The 16958-nt window shown below is 54.3% G+C and carries 13 protein-coding genes; 3 read left to right on the forward strand and 10 right to left on the reverse strand.

The annotated features are described in order from the left end of the window. Positions 1–67: 67 nt before the first annotated feature. On the reverse strand, positions 68–1414 hold the full coding sequence (gene miaB / locus RKA07_RS04530; RefSeq protein ID WP_310965678.1) for a tRNA (N6-isopentenyl adenosine(37)-C2)-methylthiotransferase MiaB: 1347 nt from the start codon (positions 1412–1414) through the stop codon (positions 68–70). A 331-nt stretch (positions 1415–1745) separates the two neighbouring features. Between miaB and trmH the strand changes: the two genes are divergently transcribed. Beyond that, entirely contained in the window at positions 1746–2477 is a 732-nt protein-coding gene (gene trmH / locus RKA07_RS04535) for a tRNA (guanosine(18)-2'-O)-methyltransferase TrmH (RefSeq protein ID WP_310965680.1), read from the forward strand. Positions 2478–2624: 147 nt separating this feature from the next. Here the strand turns inward: trmH and RKA07_RS04540 are convergent, their stop codons facing one another. The 4 genes from RKA07_RS04540 to RKA07_RS04555 all read right to left on the reverse strand — a co-directional run bounded on the left by RKA07_RS04540 (position 2625) and on the right by RKA07_RS04555 (position 7043). Beyond that, positions 2625–3641 carry a nucleoid-associated protein gene (locus tag RKA07_RS04540; protein WP_310965681.1) on the reverse strand — a complete coding sequence of 339 codons (1017 nt, stop codon included), beginning with the start codon at positions 3639–3641 and terminating at the stop codon, positions 2625–2627. A gap of 240 nt (positions 3642–3881) precedes the next feature. Next, a complete protein-coding gene (cysN, locus tag RKA07_RS04545; RefSeq protein WP_200202535.1) occupies positions 3882–5540 on the reverse strand; it encodes a sulfate adenylyltransferase subunit CysN in 1659 nt (552 codons plus the stop codon). A 1-nt stretch (position 5541) separates the two neighbouring features. Continuing rightward, on the reverse strand, positions 5542–6450 hold the full coding sequence (gene cysD, locus RKA07_RS04550) for a sulfate adenylyltransferase subunit CysD (protein WP_200202534.1): 909 nt from the start codon (positions 6448–6450) through the stop codon (positions 5542–5544). Positions 6451–6632: 182 nt separating this feature from the next. Beyond that, positions 6633–7043, reverse strand: a complete 411-nt coding sequence (locus RKA07_RS04555) for a PilZ domain-containing protein (RefSeq protein WP_200202533.1) — start codon at positions 7041–7043, stop codon at positions 6633–6635. Between the two features lie 329 nt (positions 7044–7372). Between RKA07_RS04555 and rimO the strand changes: the two genes are divergently transcribed. Then, entirely contained in the window at positions 7373–8716 is a 1344-nt protein-coding gene (gene rimO / locus RKA07_RS04560) for a 30S ribosomal protein S12 methylthiotransferase RimO (protein WP_310965682.1), read from the forward strand. A 59-nt stretch (positions 8717–8775) separates the two neighbouring features. On the opposite strand, the gene RKA07_RS04565 is transcribed toward rimO, so the two are convergent. Genes RKA07_RS04565 through RKA07_RS04575 form a run of 3 tightly spaced genes read right to left on the reverse strand, consistent with a single transcriptional unit; the run spans position 8776 to position 12698 of the window. Continuing rightward, on the reverse strand, positions 8776–9438 hold the full coding sequence (locus RKA07_RS04565) for a carbonic anhydrase (protein ID WP_310965684.1): 663 nt from the start codon (positions 9436–9438) through the stop codon (positions 8776–8778). An 18-nt stretch (positions 9439–9456) separates the two neighbouring features. After that, a complete protein-coding gene (oadA, locus tag RKA07_RS04570; RefSeq protein ID WP_310965685.1) occupies positions 9457–11265 on the reverse strand; it encodes a sodium-extruding oxaloacetate decarboxylase subunit alpha in 1809 nt (602 codons plus the stop codon). A 17-nt stretch (positions 11266–11282) separates the two neighbouring features. Next, complete coding sequence (locus RKA07_RS04575) at positions 11283–12698, reverse strand: acetyl-CoA carboxylase biotin carboxylase subunit (protein WP_200202529.1); 1416 nt, start codon at positions 12696–12698, stop codon at positions 11283–11285. A 133-nt stretch (positions 12699–12831) separates the two neighbouring features. On the opposite strand from RKA07_RS04575, the gene RKA07_RS04580 reads away from it, so the two are divergent. Then, entirely contained in the window at positions 12832–13806 is a 975-nt protein-coding gene (locus RKA07_RS04580) for a LysR family transcriptional regulator (RefSeq protein ID WP_310965686.1), read from the forward strand. 213 nt (positions 13807–14019) lie between these two features. On the opposite strand, the gene gatB is transcribed toward RKA07_RS04580, so the two are convergent. Then, the gene (gene gatB, locus RKA07_RS04585; protein WP_310966012.1) at positions 14020–15486 is read right to left on the reverse strand and encodes an Asp-tRNA(Asn)/Glu-tRNA(Gln) amidotransferase subunit GatB; all 1467 of its coding nucleotides are present in this window, start codon (positions 15484–15486) and stop codon (positions 14020–14022) included. 6 nt (positions 15487–15492) lie between these two features. Continuing rightward, positions 15493–16950 (reverse strand): Asp-tRNA(Asn)/Glu-tRNA(Gln) amidotransferase subunit GatA, encoded by a 1458-nt coding sequence (gatA, locus tag RKA07_RS04590; RefSeq protein WP_310965687.1) that lies wholly within the window; start codon positions 16948–16950, stop codon positions 15493–15495. Positions 16951–16958 lie beyond the last annotated feature (8 nt).

Consider the following 16958-nt stretch of genomic DNA (forward strand, 5'->3'; position numbering starts at 1 on the left):
AGCGGTTTTTGGGAGGAAGCCACCACCACTCTCATACTCCGGTTTCCAATCACATGGGAGCCGAAGCTCAATAAAGCACCGAATCCACAGGTAAACCACGAAGAGAGTTGGCGTAAGCCTCAACTATCTCAACGTCGATGAAGTGCCCAACAATCCCCGGATTCTCATGCCGGAAATTCACAATCCGGTTGTTCTCCGTGCGCCCGGAATACTCACCAGGGTCCTTCTTCGATAGCCCGGTTACCAAAATACGCTGGGTCGACCCAACCATTTTCCGGCTGATATCCATCACCGTCTGGTTGATGCGATCCTGAAGGATTTTCAGGCGCTGTTTCTTAACTTCCATCGGCGTTTCATCAGGCAGATCCGATGCCGGCGTACCCGGGCGTGCGCTGTAAACGAAGCTGAAGGACATATCGAAACCGATATCGTTGATCAGCTTCATGGTGTCTTCGAAGTCTTTCTCGGTTTCACCCGGGAAGCCAATGATAAAGTCTGAAGAAAAGCTGATATCCGGACGAATCTTGCGCAGGCGACGAAGCTTGGATTTGTACTCCAGGGCCGTATGGCCGCGCTTCATGGCGGCCAGAATGCGATCCGAGCCGCTTTGTACCGGCAGGTGCAAGTGGCTGACCAGCTCGGGCACCTGTTCGTAAACCTCAATCATTGCATCAGTAAATTCAACCGGATGCGAGGTGGTGTAGCGGATGCGATCAATGCCGTCGATGGTGGCGATCAGGGTAATCAATTCCGCCAAATCCATTACGTCGCCATCGTGAGTCTCGCCACGATAGGCGTTTACGTTCTGGCCTAGAAGATTCACTTCCCGCACGCCCTGGCTGGCCAGGTGCGCAACTTCGGCAATCACGTCGTCTGCCGGACGGCTGACTTCTTCGCCTCGGGTGTAGGGAACTACGCAGAAGGTGCAGTATTTGCTGCAACCTTCCATGATGGAAACAAAGGCGGACGGGCCATCGGCACCGGGGTCCGGCAGGTTGTCGAACTTTTCGATTTCCGGGAAGCTCACATCCACCACGCCTACGCCGTTACCTTTCATGCGCACTTCGGTAATCATATCCGGCAGGCGGTGCAGGGTTTGCGGGCCGAAGACCATGTCGACATAAGGCGCCCGGTCAAGAATGGCCTGGCCTTCCTGGCTGGCAACGCAGCCGCCCACGCCGATGATCAGTTCCGGTTTGTTGGCCTTTAGTTTTTTCCAGCGACCCAGCTGGTGGAACACTTTTTCCTGGGCTTTTTCACGGATGGAGCAGGTGTTCAGCAGCAGGATATCGGCGTCTTCAGGCGTTTCGGTCATTTCTACCGCTTCGCCGGTTTTAAGCAGGTCGGCCATGCGGGATGAATCGTATTCGTTCATCTGGCAACCGTGGGTTTTGATGTACAGCTTTTTGGCCATGGGTCTCAACACAACTGGATGTATTTGGCGCCCGGAGCAGAAACTGTCCGGATTGCGCGCTGATAAAGGAGAACTGGGTATTATAACGGGGTGATCAATCTGCAACCAGCGTTGTCTCGGTAATCTGCCAGTTTTGCTGTGGTATTATTCCGGCGTTTAAGTTTCGGAGTCAGAAGCGATTGGTGCAGGGCTCTCCAAAAAGCGCCCGTGAATACGTCCATGTAGGGCTCGGTCGGGCCATCCTTGGCCCTCCACGTTTTTGGAGAGCCCTGCACCAATCGCTTCGTCGAGCTTCGGTGGATTAATCTCTTACTACAAACTTCACAAGACTATGACTCCAGAGCGCCTTGCCCGCATCAAACAGGTTTTGAACACTCGACAGCCGGACCTGACAGTCCTGACCGACCAGGTTCACAAACCAAGAAACCTCTCCGCCATACTGAGAACCTGCGACGCCTTCGGGCTAGCCAACATGCACGTGGTGTGGCCAAAAGAGGGCTTCCGGGCCTTCCGGAAAACCGCCGGCGGCAGTTTCAAATGGGTAACACCTCACACCCACCGCACCATGGACGAGGCTATAGCCCATCTGAAAGGGCAGGGCCAAAAGATTTACGCCGCGCAGCTTTCGGACCGGGCGATCGATTACCGATCTGCAAACTTCACCGTGCCCTGCACAGTGATTATGGGGAACGAAGTGGATGGCGTAAGTGCTGGCGCAGCGGAACAGGCGGATGAGCACATCGTTATTCCCATGATGGGCATGGTGGAATCCCTCAACGTATCCGCAGCCTGTGCCATCATCCTCTCCGAAGCCCAAAGGCAGCGCAAAGAAGCCGGCTTGTTCGATAACCGACGGATACCGGATGAAGAATACAACCGCCTACTCTTCAGTTGGTGCCAGCCCGTCGTCAAGCGCTACTGCGACGACCGAAACCTGTCATACCCGCCCATTGATCACGAAACCGGTGAACTAATCGACGGAGTAGGCTGGATGCAGGAAGTAAGGGTGCAGAGAGCAAACCGCCCCCGCTGGAATGAAGAAAACCCAGTAGAAGCCAGCTAACGTAAACTCCTTTTGCCCAGATCGGCCCGTGGCGTGGTGAAGCTTTTCTGCCGGAAAAAGATGTCTGAGCGCAGCGAGTTATTTTTCCAGAAGAAAAGCTTCACCGCGCCGCGGAGCGAGCCCCCAAAGCGGCAGGCCGCAAATGGATCAGTCCTCGCGATTCTCCAAATACCGCTCCAACTGCTCCCGCAAAGCCTTAGGCAGGCGAGTAATCGTCAGCGCATCCTTGTCGCGATCATAGTAAATCGCCTGATTCACCAAATCGGAAGAAAACGAAACACTCATACCACCGCCAGAGCCCGCAATCCGCACCAGCTTCTTCACCTTCCGATGATCCGGGTGCAGCACGCCGCTCTCGGGCATCTCCGCAGACTTACTGGCAAACTCCTTGAAACGCCCGGGCTCATCCTCATCCAGATAGCCAGACAACGCTTCAATAGCCACCGGCTCACCCAACGCATGCTGCTCTTTGCAGAACTCATAAGCCCGCGTGCGAACTTCGCCAGCCTTCTCAGGCTCTGAAGACTTTGCAAACGCCTCCACCGCATCCAGAAACGTCAGTGTTTCCTTTTCAACATCGATCTGGTTAGTGAAACCACACAGCCGGATAAACAGCTCCCCCGGTTCACCCGTGCCCCGGGCATGCACCAACGTAAGATAGTTCTCAGCCGCGTTATCACCCAGCCAGTCATCCAGCTCAACCCGCATGGCAAGATTCAGGCGGGACGTGCTCAGCACATCCGTTGTATCCAGAGCCTGATTGCCGTCGAAACGCAGAGCGCCATCACTCTCCAGAATCATCAAATAAACCACATCTGAATCTGCGAGCGCTTCGTGGACAACCATGAGCTGCCCTACAAACTCCTCCTGGCAGTTGGTAAGCAACTCCTGCCACTGGTTGAACAAGCGATCAGTAAAAGACGTAAAGCCCTGCTTGTCCTCCAGATAATCCTTCAGCCAACTGCTGAACGGGCTCTCGCCAATGTCTTCCGAAAACCGCCCGTATTTCTTACCCGGCTTGCTGTTAAACAACCGCTTCATCTGCTTGTGCAGGCCCTCGTAGTCGCCACCCGGCTCCTGCAGCGCCTCACCACTTTGCAGGCGGGCAGGCTGCCCCGGCTGATACTGACTGGAAAACGCGGTGCGCAGATGCTTAATAGCCATAAACAGATAATCCCGAATAAAGAAACAAAAAAGCCCCGAAGGAAACCTTCAGGGCCAAAGATTCTGCCACGGACAACAAATACATTCACGACTAAAAAAGGAGACTGGTAACAAAACGTGATAGCCGTGGGGCGGGGTGTCTTTTCTGGCAGGAAAAAGATGTCTGAGCGAAGCGAGTTGTTTTTCCAGAAGAAAAGACACCCCGCCCCGCGGCAAACACCTTTTTAAGCAGTCCTGTCCTTAAACCCGCTTGTTGCGAACCAACTCCTGCACTAGTGATGCAGCGACATCAGAAACTTCGTCAGTGCTATCAGCTGCTATGGAAACATTGGCGATGTCAGTGCCAAGATTCACAGCAATCGCTACCAGTCCATAGGCAGTTAGCAGTTGTGCTGTGCGGCGACGGTCGTCGGCATCACCAGCATTGTCTTCGCTCAAAATTACCGAAGTTTTTCCCTGGTCGAACAGCGCTCGTTCAACAGCCAAGGCAAGGGCATGGGCCTGTTTACCGGAGCAACCGATAATCATCGGCTTTTGCGCAAGCCTGCGTTCACGTTCCTCTGGGCTCACGGGCTCAAGAGTGCCTGCAGTATCTGCCAAGCCATCAATCATGCCGGCACCAACTGTCACGTTGGTAAGTCGATCGATCACAATAAAGCTGCCGGTGGCGTGATTACGCTGATAGGCATCAAACGCGATTGGCTGACTCAGGGTGAGATCACACAGGCCAATTTCATTCACCTGCAACAGGGCAGGATTGGCGTGCTGTTCCAGCGTGTTCACGTCGGTCTGATAGTGAATCTTCCGAACCGTGCCGGAGGTGAAGGTTGGGCCCAACTTGATGTCGTACAGGCGACCGGTATGCAAAGGCGCATCCGCCATCCACACGATGTTGGCCTTAAAACGGTTGCCCACTTCCGGCTCGTCTTCCGGTTTTACCAGCATGTCGCCACGGCTGACATCAATTTCATCGGTCAGTGTCAGCGTAACCGCCTGATCAATATAAGCTTCTTCCAGATTGCCATCAAACGTCACAACTTCCTTGACGGTACTGGTGCGCCGCGAGGGCAGGGCCATCACTTTGTCACCCGGGCGAATCACGCCTGAGGCGATGGTGCCACAGAAGCCACGGAAGTTGAGGTTGGGTCGGGTGACGTATTGCACGGGGAACCGGAAGTGCTCCAGGTTCTTGTCGCGGTTTACTTCTACCGTTTCCAGAATATCCATTAGTGGCTGGCCGTTGAACCAGGGCGTGTTCTCGCTGCGGTTGACGACGTTATCGCCTTCCAGCGCCGAGATCGGTACAAACCGGATGTCTTTCAGTCCCAACTTTGCGGCGAACGAGAGATAGTCCTCTCTGATTTCGTTGAAACGATCTTCACTGAAATCCACCAGATCCATCTTGTTCACTGCCACAACGATGTGCCGGATGCCGAGCAGGGAGGCGATAAAAGAGTGCCTGCGTGTCTGGGTCAGCACGCCACGGCGGGCGTCGATCATCAGAATGGCAACTTGAGCGGTAGATGCACCGGTGGCCATGTTGCGGGTGTACTGCTCGTGCCCCGGTGTGTCGGCAATGATGAACTTGCGCTTATCGGTAGAAAAATAGCGATAGGCAACATCAATGGTAATGCCTTGCTCGCGCTCGGCCTGCAAACCATCCACCAGCAGGGCAAGATCCAGCTTTTCGCCTGTGGTGCCCATTTTGGCACTGTCGGTTTTCAGGCTGGCCATGTGATCTTCGTAGATCATTTTGGTGTCGTGGAGCAAGCGGCCTATGAGGGTGCTCTTGCCGTCGTCTACGCTGCCGCAGGTGAGCAGGCGCAACAGTTCCTTGTTCTCGTGCTGCTTCAGGTAAGCCTGGATATCGTCGGCAATAAGATCAGATTGATGTGACATATCAGAAGTACCCTTCGCGCTTTTTCTGTTCCATGGAGCCTGCCGAATCGTGATCAATCACGCGGCCCTGACGTTCTGAGCTGGTGGCCAACAGCATCTCCTGAATAATTTCGGGCAATGTATCTGCTTCAGATTCAATCGCGCCGGTGAGCGGGTAGCACCCGAGAGTGCGGAAGCGGATGGACTTCATCATCGGCTTTTCGCCCTCTTTCAGTGGCATGCGTTCGTCGTCCACCATGATCAGGGAGCCGTCGCGCTCTACAACCGGGCGCACGGCTGAGTAGTAGAGGGGAACGATTTCAATGTTTTCCAGATAGATGTATTGCCAGATATCCAGTTCAGTCCAGTTGGACAGCGGGAATACGCGGATGCTTTCGCCCTTGTTCACCTTGCCGTTATAGGTGTTCCAGAGTTCCGGGCGCTGGTTTTTAGGGTCCCAGCGGTGGTATTCGTCCCGGAAGGAATAAACCCGCTCTTTGGCGCGGGATTTCTCTTCATCCCGGCGAGCGCCACCGAAGGCAGCATCAAATCCGTATTTGTTCAGAGCCTGCTTCAGGGCTTGGGTTTTCATCACATCGGTATGCTTTGCACTGCCGTGGGTAAACGGCCCTATACCCTGTTCAACGCCATCCTGATTGGTATGTACGATCAGGTCCAGGCCGTATTCCTTTACCTTGCGCTCCCGGAAATCAATCATGTCCCGGAATTTCCAGGTGGTATCCACATGCATCAAAGGGAAAGGCATTTTCCCGGGGTAAAAGGCTTTGCGGGCGAGGTGCAGCATTACCGCGGAGTCCTTGCCGATGGAGTAGAGCATCACCGGGTTATCAAACTCGGCAGCCACTTCGCGGATGATGTGGATGCTTTCCGCTTCCAGTTGTTTCAGATGCGTAAGGTTGTATGTGGTCATGATAATCCGTTGCCGCAGCGGGCCTTGAGGGCGTGCTAATAGAATGGCAACTATATCAGAGGCGATATGGCTATAAGAAGTGTTGCTCTTAGAGTTTTAAGTTATAAAAATATAGCGCTTCAAAAAGTCCTGCTGTGATCAATCGTTTGGATTCCGGCCCAGGGCAGGAAAGTTGTTCTGGATCAGGCGGGTTTTAGCGTATCGGCCAGAAGTTTCCGAACATACCTGTCAACGTAGTCAAACCCGTTCCCCTCGAAATCGGCAAACTGAATGCCCAACTGAAATTCATCTCGGGCCATTCTGCGCAGGTGAACAATATGCCCTTTGGCTAAAATCGATACCGGTTGGGTTGCAACAACAGGCACAGAAAAGCGGGCCTTCACGTCAATCCAGTTTCCCGGGGTGGGGGCTCTCAGGCGTGGTATCAGCTGGCCAGCAGCTTCCTGATTGCAAAAAACCATAACGCCTGTGCGAGACAGATTGGAGATTTTGCAGGTGAGCTGGCAACCATCCGGCTTCTCGATAACGATGTCACTTTCAACATCTACACGTTGCTGGTTGCGCAGGTTTGGTTTGACTGTGGCTGCTTTCATGGGCACTCGTATTAGCCGCTCGTGGTGGCACTGCTGGGTATGCTTGGGTTCAAATAATGTTTCAGAACAACGTGTAACCTACAAAAATTGTAGTTGTTTATTTTCTGATCAGCAACTTGAGTGTCGCACATTGTGGCAGATTTTTAATTTATTTCTGAACAAGGGTTCACAAATTTGATTAAGATCAGAATTGTTTCGCTTATCAGATCGCTCGGCTTTTGCTGCAGAAGAGCCCCTTACTGGTGTAAAATTCCTGGCTCTATTCACTTGCATACTCCCGGCGCTCATTCCTGTGCGGCCGCCGAGTGCCAGGATTCCTGAAACGATTTATGACAGAAAAAGCCGAAAACACAGTAGCCGGAAACGGCAAAGTTGGATTCATCAGTCTGGGTTGCCCCAAGGCCCTGGTGGATTCCGAGCGCATACTCACCCAGCTTCGGCTGGATGGCTACGACGTGGTGCCCACGTACAATGATGCGGATATTGTTGTAGTTAACACCTGCGGCTTTATTGATGCGGCCAAACAGGAATCCCTGGATGCCATAGGTGAGGCCATCAAGGAAAACGGCAAAGTGATTGTCACCGGCTGCATGGGCGTGGAAGCTGAAAAAATCCGTGAAACCCATCCGGGGGTGCTGGCGGTTTCTGGCCCTCACGCCTACGAGGAAGTGGTGGGTGCAGTGCATCAGTATGTACCACCGACCCGTGCGCACGATCCGTTTACTGATCTGGTTCCACCCCAGGGCATCAAGCTGACGCCACGGCACTATGCATATCTCAAGATTTCTGAAGGCTGCAACCATCGTTGCACCTTCTGCATTATTCCATCCATGCGGGGCGACCTGGTGAGCCGGCCTATCGGCGATGTGATGGATGAAGCTCAACGGCTGGTTGATGCTGGAGTTAAAGAATTGCTGGTGATATCCCAGGATACTTCGGCCTATGGTGTAGACACCAAGTACCGTACCGGCTTCTGGCAGGGGCGTCCGCTGAAAACGAAAATGCAGTCATTGTGCGAAGCGTTGGGGGAGATGGGTGTTTGGGTGCGCCTGCATTATGTTTACCCATATCCGCACGTAGATGACATCATCCCACTGATGGCTGAAGGCAAGATTCTGCCGTATCTGGATATTCCCTTCCAGCACGCCAGCCCGAAAGTGCTGAAGGCCATGAAGCGCCCGGCCCACGACAGCAAAACCCTGGATCGTATCCGCAAATGGCGGGAAATCTGCCCGGAACTCACCATCCGCTCCACCTTTATTGTGGGCTTCCCGGGTGAGACGGAAGAAGACTTCCAGTACCTGCTGGATTGGCTGGATGAGGCGCAGCTGGATCGAGTGGGTGCCTTTACTTACAGTGCGGTAGAGGGTGCCAAGGCCAACGAGATTGAGGGTGCGGTGCCTGAGGAAGTGAAAGAAGAGCGTTTGGCCCGTTTTATGACAAAGCAGGCAGAAATATCAGCCGCACGTTTGCAGGCGAAGATTGGCACCACCATTGATGTGTTGATTGATGAGGTAGATGAGGAGGGGGCTATTGGCCGCTCCAAGGCTGATGCCCCAGAGATTGATGGCATGGTGTATCTGAACGGCGCAACCGACCTGAAACCCGGTCAGATAGTGAAAGCACTTGTTGAACATGCCGATGAGCATGATCTATGGGCAGTTCTGGTGTGAACTAAGCGAAATCAAAAAGGCCCCGACATGTTCGGGGCCTTTTTGATGGTGGTTGGCGATTAATCGCTGATCTTGGCGATATAATTCGCATAATACTGATCGAAGCTCTTGAATTCCAAGCTGTCTCGACCGCAGCAGCGAATGCTCCCTGATTTGATGTCATATACCCAGCCGTGCACTTCGATTTTACCCGTGGCCAGCTTTGCCGCCACTACCGGGTGTGTGCGCAGGTGCTGTACCTGTTGCTGAACGTTTTCCTCAATGGCTTCGTTAAGGTACTTGCTGTCCAGACACTCCTCGGTGCCAATGTTGTGCCGCTCACGGACGATCTCCATGGCTGAGCGGCAATGCCCCAGCCACTCCTTGACGTGGGGCAAGCCTTTCAGGGCCGGTATGTCCAAGGCGCCTTTAATGGCGCCGCAGTCTGTGTGGCCACATACAATAATGTGGCGAACACCCAGAACCGCAACAGCGTATTCGATGGACGCCGTCATACTTCCGGTTTCATTGCTGTGCGGAGGGATAACGTTGCCGGCGTTTCGACAAATAAACAGGTCGCCCGGGTGGGAGCCTGTAAGCATATTCGGATCTATGCGTGAGTCCGAACAGGTTACAAACAGCACGTCTGGGTTCTGGTGGTTGGCCAGAGCGCCAAACAGGTCTTTGTGCTCCGGATAAACGTTTTTGTGAAAGTTCAGTACGCCGCGAACAATGTGATCCATGTTGCCTCCTTATGCCGATCAGGCAATTTCGATGAGTACTTCACCCGGAGTGACCCGGTCGCCCTTGCTAACGTGAACCGCCTGCACGGTGCCATCTACACTCGAATGAATTTCAGTTTCCATTTTCATGGCTTCGGTAATCAGAACTGCCTGGCCAGCGGTCACAGATTCCCCTTCCTTCACCAGCACATCCACAACATTTCCAGGCATGGCTGTACTGACGTGGCCGGGATCGGTAGCTCGTTTGCGGCCTTTGCCACCAGCCTCTGCCACGTATTCATTCAAGGGTTCGAACACCACTTCCTCTGGCATGCCATCCAGCGACAAGTATAGCTTGCGCTTGCCGGGCCCCGTTGTGCCAACGCCGGTGACTGCAACCTCGTAGGTTTCGCCATGTACGTCGATGCGGAACTCAGTGGCAACACCTGTGCCCAAACGGCTTTGTCCGGTTTGTTCAACAGGCAGCAACTCCTCCGGCTTGAGAGTGCCGTCCTTGCGCTGCTGCAAAAACTCCCGGCCCAGGTCCGGGAACATGGCGTATGTGAGCACATCTTCTTCGCAGCTGGCCAGACTACCAATGTCCTCTCGTAATTTATCCAGCTCAGGATCGATCAGGTCAGCAGGCCGGCCATCATTGACTGCTTCATTGCCAATGGCCTTGTTGCGAACCTCCGCACATACCTCTGCGGGCGGTTGGCCGTAGCCACCTTGCAGGTAACGTTTAACTTCGTTGGTGATGGTTTTGTAGCGTTGCCCGGCCAGAACGTTATAAACCGCCTGGGTGCCAACAATCTGGGACGTGGGTGTCACCAACGGCGGATAGCCGAGATCCTTGCGCACCCTGGGTATTTCATCGAATACCTCGTTGATCTTATCGAGAGCATTCTGTTCCTTCAGTTGATTGGCCAGGTTAGACATCATGCCGCCCGGAACCTGGTTGATCTGCACCGAGACATCTTCCCGGGTGAACTCGCTTTCGAACTGGTGATATTTCTTTCGGATTTCGTGAAAGTAATCGGCAATCTCGCTGAGCTTCTCCAGATCCAGGCCGGTGTCGTACTCTGTGCCTTTCAGGGCTGCGACCTGGGACTCTGTCGCCGGGTGGCTGGTGCCGCTGGCGAACGCCGAAATGGCGGTATCAATCCGGTCGGCGCCGGCTTCGATCGCTTTGAGCTGACACATTGGGGCAAGCCCCGCAGTAGAATGGCTGTGAACCACTAATGGCAGGTCAACGGCAGATTTGATCGCCTTAACCAGTTCAAACGTCGCGTAGGGGGTCAGCAATCCCGCCATGTCTTTAATGGCAATTGAGTCAGCACCCATGGCTTTGAGTTCTTCCGCCTGTTTCACGAACAGCGCAGGCGTGTGTACCGGGCTGGTGGTGTAACAAATGGTTCCCTGGGCGTGCTTGCCGGCTTTCTTCACGGCTTTCATGGCGGTTTCAAGGTTGCGAAGATCATTCAGCGCATCAAACACCCGGAACACATCAATGCCATTGTCTGCTGCTTTCTGTACAAAGGCCTCAACCACATCGTCGGCATAATGCCGGTATCCCAAAAGATTCTGGCCTCGTAAGAGCATTTGCAGGCGGGTATTTGGTAAAGCCTTGCGCAGCTGGCGCAGGCGCTCCCATGGGTCTTCTTTCAGGAACCGCACGCAGGCATCAAAGGTGGCGCCGCCCCAGACTTCCAAAGACCAGTAGCCTACTTGATCCAGCTTGTCGCAGATTGGCAGCATGTCTGCAGTGCGCATGCGGGTAGCGATAAGGGATTGGTGCGCATCACGAAGGATTACGTCGGTAACTTCAATCTTTTTTGCGTTGCTCATGTTCAGTCTCCTGTGGATTACCAGCCAGCATGGGCTGCGATGGTGGCGGCAATCGCCAGTGCCACGGCACTGGGGTGGCGTTTCTTGGAGTAGTTCAATAGTTCCGGATGGCTGGGTACGAAACTGGTGTCGAACTTGCCCGCGCGGAAATCCGGGTGATCCAGAATCTGCTGGTAGTAATTGGCGGTGGTTTTGATGCCATGCAGGCGCATGTCGTCGAGTGCACGTTTGCCCCGTGCGATTACCTCGTCCCAAGTCAGTGCCCACACAACCAGTTTCAGGCACATGGAGTCGTAGTAGGGCGGGATTTCGTAGCCGGTGTAGATGGCGGTATCCACCCGCACACCCGGGCCGCCGGGGGCGTAGTAATGGGTGATGCGGCCAAAGCTGGGCAAGAAGTCGTTCTTCGGGTCTTCAGCATTAATGCGAAACTGCAGCGCATAACCCCGAAACTGAATGTCCTCCTGCCGATAGCTTAAAGGCAAGCCCGAAGCGATCCGCAGTTGCTCCCGCACAATGTCCACACCGGTAATGGCTTCAGTAATGGTGTGTTCCACCTGCACGCGGGTATTCATTTCCATGAAGTAGACTTCGTTGCCCGTAAGCAGGAACTCCACCGTGCCGGCGTTCTCATAGTTCACGGCTTTCGCCGCGCGCACCGCCAGATCGCCTATGTACTGGCGCTGTTCCGGAGTCAGCTGTGGGCTGGGGGCGATCTCGATCAGTTTCTGATTGCGACGTTGTATCGAGCAGTCCCGCTCAAACAGATGGATGGCATCGCCCTGGCTGTCTGCCAGTATCTGCACCTCAATGTGGCGGGGATTCACGATGCACTTTTCCATAAACACTTCGGCCGAGCCGAAGGCCTTGGTCGCCTCGGAAATGACTCGCGGGTACTGGGTTTTCAGCTCTTGCGATGAATCGCACCGGCGAATGCCACGGCCACCGCCACCCGATGTGGCTTTCAGCATCACCGGATAACCGATGTTGTTGGCCAATTCCAGAGCTTCCTCAAGGCTGTCAAGATTGCCTTCCGAGCCCGGAGTAATTGGTATCCCTGCGGCCCGCATGCTGTCGCGGGCCTGGGTTTTGTCGCCCATGCCGTGGATAACGCTGGATTTCGGACCAATAAACGCCACGCCTTTCTGCTCGCACAGGCGGGCAAAGTTGGCATTTTCTGACAAAAAGCCGTAGCCCGGATGAATGGCGTCACAGCCGGTTTCTATCGCCAGGTTCACGATGCGAGCCGGGTCGAGATAGCCTGCCAGCGGATCGTCACCAAGAGAATAGGATTCATCGGCTCGCTTAACATGTAAGCCGTAACGATCCGGTTCGGTATAGATAGCCACCGACCGTATCCCCATCTCTGCACAAGCCCGCACGATGCGGACGGCAATCTCGCCGCGATTGGCGATTAACACTTTCTTCAGCATGGGAAGTTCCTCATTGCTTCGTCCCGAATGAAGGTTGGGGAAGAATAACGAGGATGACTGATCAGTAAAAATTGATATTATTTCGCTTAAGTATAATAGATAACTTATGGGTAGAGTCGATGAAGGAGGGTTTATGCCGCTCAGTATCCAGAAACTGGCGAACCGGCTGACGTTTAGGCAGTTGCAGGTGTTCAAGGCCGTCTACGATTTGAAAAGCTACAGCAAGGCAGGAGACCTGCTGGGTTTAACCCAGCCTGCCGTCAGCAGCCAGGTGCGTCATCTGGAGCAGGCGCTGAACATGCCCATGTTCGAATACATAGGCCGCAAACTCTATTGCACAGCTGCTGGAGAAGAAATGGCCGCCTGCGTACGTTCAGTATTCGGCGAGCTTGCCGACATGCAGAACCGCCTGGCGGCTCTGGAAGGGCGTGTAGCAGGGGATTTGCGATTAGTTGCGGTGAGCACCGCACAATACGTGGTGCCCTATCTGTTGGGTTCATTCCTGCAGCTGAACCCTCAGGTGAACATCTCCGTAGCCGTAGTCAACCGCGCAACAGCTTTAGAACGGTTAAACCAAAATAACGACGATCTGGTAATCATGGGCATGGTGCCCCAGGATCGCCCACTAACTTCACTGCCATTCCTGGACAACGAACTCATCCCCATAGTCCCGGCCGGCCACCCGTTGCTCGACCAAAAATCAGTCAGCGCAGAGACATTCCTGAACAGCAACCTCCTCACCAGAGAACCCGGCTCGGGCAGCCGACTGGCACTGGAAGTCTATTGCCAACAACACCACCTGAAAATAGCGCCCGCGATGGAGCTAGGCTCCAACGATGCGGTTAAACACGCTGTGCTGGCAGGCTTGGGTGTCGCGGTTGTACCCAAACTGAGTGTGTTATCAGAACTCGCCTTGGGCACTTTGACAGCGCTTGATATTACCGATTTCCCGCTGCGCAGAAGCTGGTGTCTTGTCTATCCGCAAGCACGTTACCCAACACCCGTTATGAAGGCCTTTATAGACTACGTTCAGCAGAATATCGCGCAATTCGAGCGATTGTTTCGGAGGCTGGCTTCCAATCAAGGCAGGGTTAATTCAGAAAGTTGATGCGGTGTTTTATTTAGAGTTATCTCGCATCCAGATCGGGTGGGTTTAATACCTCCTCCCAAAAATCTCGGAGGCCAAGGACGGCCGGAGAGAAGCGCACATGGATGTGCTCGTAGCGGTTTTTGGGAAGGGGTATTGAACCCACCCCTCCCCATAACCAGGAAGCTAGGGCCAGAGCCAGATACCCCGGCCCAAGCCTCAAGCCCAACTCAATCAACCGCCAAGCTTCCGAACAAGAATCTCATTAAACAGCTTAGGATTACCCTGACCTTTGGAAGCCTTCATCAAAGGCCCCATAAAGCCACCCAGCATCTTCTTCTGCTTCTTCGGATCGCCTTCCTCCTGATACTGAGCAACCTGATCCGGCATCCCCGCCAGAACCTCATCCACCATCGCCTCCAGCGCGCCAGTATCCGAAACCTGCTTCAGCCCCTGAGCCTCAATAACCGCATCGGCATTGTCTCCACTGCCACTCCACAGAGCCTCAAACACCTTCTTGGCACCAGACGACGACACAGTATTATCAGCAATCCGCGCCACCAATTGGCCCAACTGCGCACCAGTAATAGGTGCCTGAACAACCGTCTTGTCTTCCGCATTCAAACGCGCAGAAAACTCACCCAGTACCCAGTTCGCGGCCAGCTTTGCATCTTTGCCATGGCTGGCGGTTTCTTCAAAAAATGCCGCCATGCGCGCATCGTCGCTAAGCAAGCGAGCATCGTAATCGTTGAGGCCGTATTGCTCCTTGAAGCGCGCTTTGCGCTCGTCTGGCAGTTCGGGCAACAACTTACGGGCGCTCTCAATGAAATCATCGTCGATAACCACAGGCAGCAGGTCTGGGCAAGGGAAGTAGCGGTAGTCATTGGCCTCTTCCTTGCTGCGCATGGAGCGGGATTCGCCACGTTCGCCGTTGTACAGTCGGGTTTCCTGGATGATACGGCCGCCGTCTTCCAGAATATCCATCTGCCGCTCCACTTCATGGGCAATGGCCTGCTCCATAAAACGGAAAGAGTTCAGGTTCTTGGTTTCCGTGCGGGTGCCCAGTTCATTCGAGCCTTTTGGCTTGAGTGAAATGTTCACATCAAAGCGCAGAGAACCCTGGCTCATGTCACCGTCACAAATGCCCAGAGAAGACACCAGGCCGTGCAGCTTCTTGGCGAAGGCCACAGCTTCTTCCGCACTGTTCATATCCGGCTCGGTTACCACCTCAATCAGTGGCGTGCCTGCGCGGTTCAGATCGATGCCAGTCATACCGTGGAAGTCTTCATGCAGGGATTTGCCGGCATCTTCCTCCAGGTGTGCGTGATGAATGCGAACCCGCTTTGAGCTGCCATCCGCCAGATCAATATCCACAAAGCCAGGACCAACAATGGGGTGGTCCAGCTGTGTAGTCTGATACCCCTTGGGCAGATCCGGGTAAAAATAGTTTTTACGATCGAACACAGAGCGTCGGCCGATTTCTGCGTTTACCGCCAAACCGAACATCACGGCATAACGGAACGCCTGCTCATTTGGTACGGGCAGGGTGCCCGGCATAGCCAGATCAACGGCGCTGGCCTGAGTGTTGGGCTCGGCACCGAACGCAGTGCTGGAGCCGGAAAAAATCTTGGTTTTGGTGGCAAGCTGAACATGAATTTCCAGCCCGATCACAATATCCCACTGCATAGTCGTTCTCCTGATTCGGGCTTACTGGGGAAGCTTCTGGTGCCAATCGGTAACTTGTTGGAACTGATGGGCCGCATTCAGCAGGCGAGCCTCTTCAAAGTAGTTCCCGATAATCTGCAAGCCAACAGGCAGGCCATCAACGAAACCCGCAGGTACCGACATGGCTGGAACACCCGCAAGGTTTACGGCAATGGTGAAGATATCTTCCAGGTACATGGCTACCGGATCGTTTGTGTTCGCGCCCTGCACAAAAGCAGGAGAGGGCGATACCGGGCTCATCAGCACATCCACTTCTTTGAAGGCATTGATGAAATCCTGCTGAATCAGGCGGCGAACCTTCTGGGCTTTGAGATAGTAGGCATCAAAATAGCCGGCTGAAAGTGCGTAAGTGCCAACCAGAATCCGACGCTTCACCTCGTCCCCGAAACCTTCAGCCCGGGTGCGGGTGTAGAGATCGTTCAGATCCTGGGGGTTCTCGCAGCGATAGCCGTAACGCACCCCATCAAAGCGGGACAGGTTTGCTGAGGCCTCTGCTGGTGCAATAACGTAGTAGGCAGCAATTGCCAGCTTGGCGTGGGGCAGCGACACCTCTTTTACGGTGGCCCCCAGCTTTTCGTATTCCTTCACCGCATTGCGAACCTGCTGCTCCATCGCGGGGCTCAACTGGTCGGAGAAGTACTCTTTGGGAAGACCGACGCGAAGGCCTTTCAGCGGCTCGTTCAGAGAGGCTGTGTAATCCGGCACAGCACGATCAACCGATGTTGAATCCTTCCGGTCAAAACCAGCCATCACATTCAGCATCAAGGCGTTGTCTTCTGCCGTGCGAGCCATGGTGCCGCCCTGGTCCAGGCTGGAGGCAAAGGCAATCATGCCGTAGCGAGACACGCGTCCGTAGGTGGGCTTCAAGCCTGTAATACCGCATAGGGCTGCCGGTTGGCGAATAGATCCACCGGTATCTGTAGCCGTTGCTGCCGGCACCAAACGAGCGGCGATAGCTGCTGCGGAACCACCGGAAGAACCACCGGGTACGCGCTTGTCGCCGCTGCTCAATCCCCAGGGGTTGGTTACCGGGCCGAAAAAACTGGATTCGTTGGAGGAGCCCATGGCGAACTCATCCATATTGGTTTTGCCCAGGCACACAGCACCGGCCGCGCGGAAGTTTGCGGTTACTGTTGCATCGTAGGGTGGCACAAAGTTGGCCAGCATTTTTGAGCCGGCCGTGGTTGCCACACCATTGGTACAGAAGATGTCTTTGTGGGCAAAGGGCACGCCCGTCCAAACGCTGGCCTTGCCTGCTGCACGCTGCTCATCAGCGGTTTTGGCATCGGCTAGGGCCTGGTCTTCGGTTACGGTAATAAAACTGTTGTACTGCTTGTCTTCGGCTTTAATACGATCGAGGAACTCACGGGTCAGTTCCACGCTTGAAATCTTGCCGCTTTCCAACTCACGGGAAAGCTCTGCTACGGATTTATTATGCATGTTCAATC

Source organism: Marinobacter xiaoshiensis, from assembly GCF_031631795.1.
Taxonomy (GTDB): domain Bacteria; phylum Pseudomonadota; class Gammaproteobacteria; order Pseudomonadales; family Oleiphilaceae; genus Marinobacter; species Marinobacter xiaoshiensis.

Coding starts and splice junctions, on each gene's coding strand:
- miaB (WP_310965678.1), bottom strand. CDS start 1,414: ATGGCCAAAAAGCTGTACATCAAAACCCACGGTTGCCAGATGAACGAA.
- trmH (WP_310965680.1), top strand. CDS start 1,746: ATGACTCCAGAGCGCCTTGCCCGCATCAAACAGGTTTTGAACACTCGA.
- RKA07_RS04540 (WP_310965681.1), bottom strand. CDS start 3,641: ATGGCTATTAAGCATCTGCGCACCGCGTTTTCCAGTCAGTATCAGCCG.
- cysN (WP_200202535.1), bottom strand. CDS start 5,540: ATGTCACATCAATCTGATCTTATTGCCGACGATATCCAGGCTTACCTG.
- cysD (WP_200202534.1), bottom strand. CDS start 6,450: ATGACCACATACAACCTTACGCATCTGAAACAACTGGAAGCGGAAAGC.
- RKA07_RS04555 (WP_200202533.1), bottom strand. CDS start 7,043: ATGAAAGCAGCCACAGTCAAACCAAACCTGCGCAACCAGCAACGTGTA.
- rimO (WP_310965682.1), top strand. CDS start 7,373: ATGACAGAAAAAGCCGAAAACACAGTAGCCGGAAACGGCAAAGTTGGA.
- RKA07_RS04565 (WP_310965684.1), bottom strand. CDS start 9,438: ATGGATCACATTGTTCGCGGCGTACTGAACTTTCACAAAAACGTTTAT.
- oadA (WP_310965685.1), bottom strand. CDS start 11,265: ATGAGCAACGCAAAAAAGATTGAAGTTACCGACGTAATCCTTCGTGAT.
- RKA07_RS04575 (WP_200202529.1), bottom strand. CDS start 12,698: ATGCTGAAGAAAGTGTTAATCGCCAATCGCGGCGAGATTGCCGTCCGC.
- RKA07_RS04580 (WP_310965686.1), top strand. CDS start 12,832: ATGCCGCTCAGTATCCAGAAACTGGCGAACCGGCTGACGTTTAGGCAG.
- gatA (WP_310965687.1), bottom strand. CDS start 16,950: ATGCATAATAAATCCGTAGCAGAGCTTTCCCGTGAGTTGGAAAGCGGC.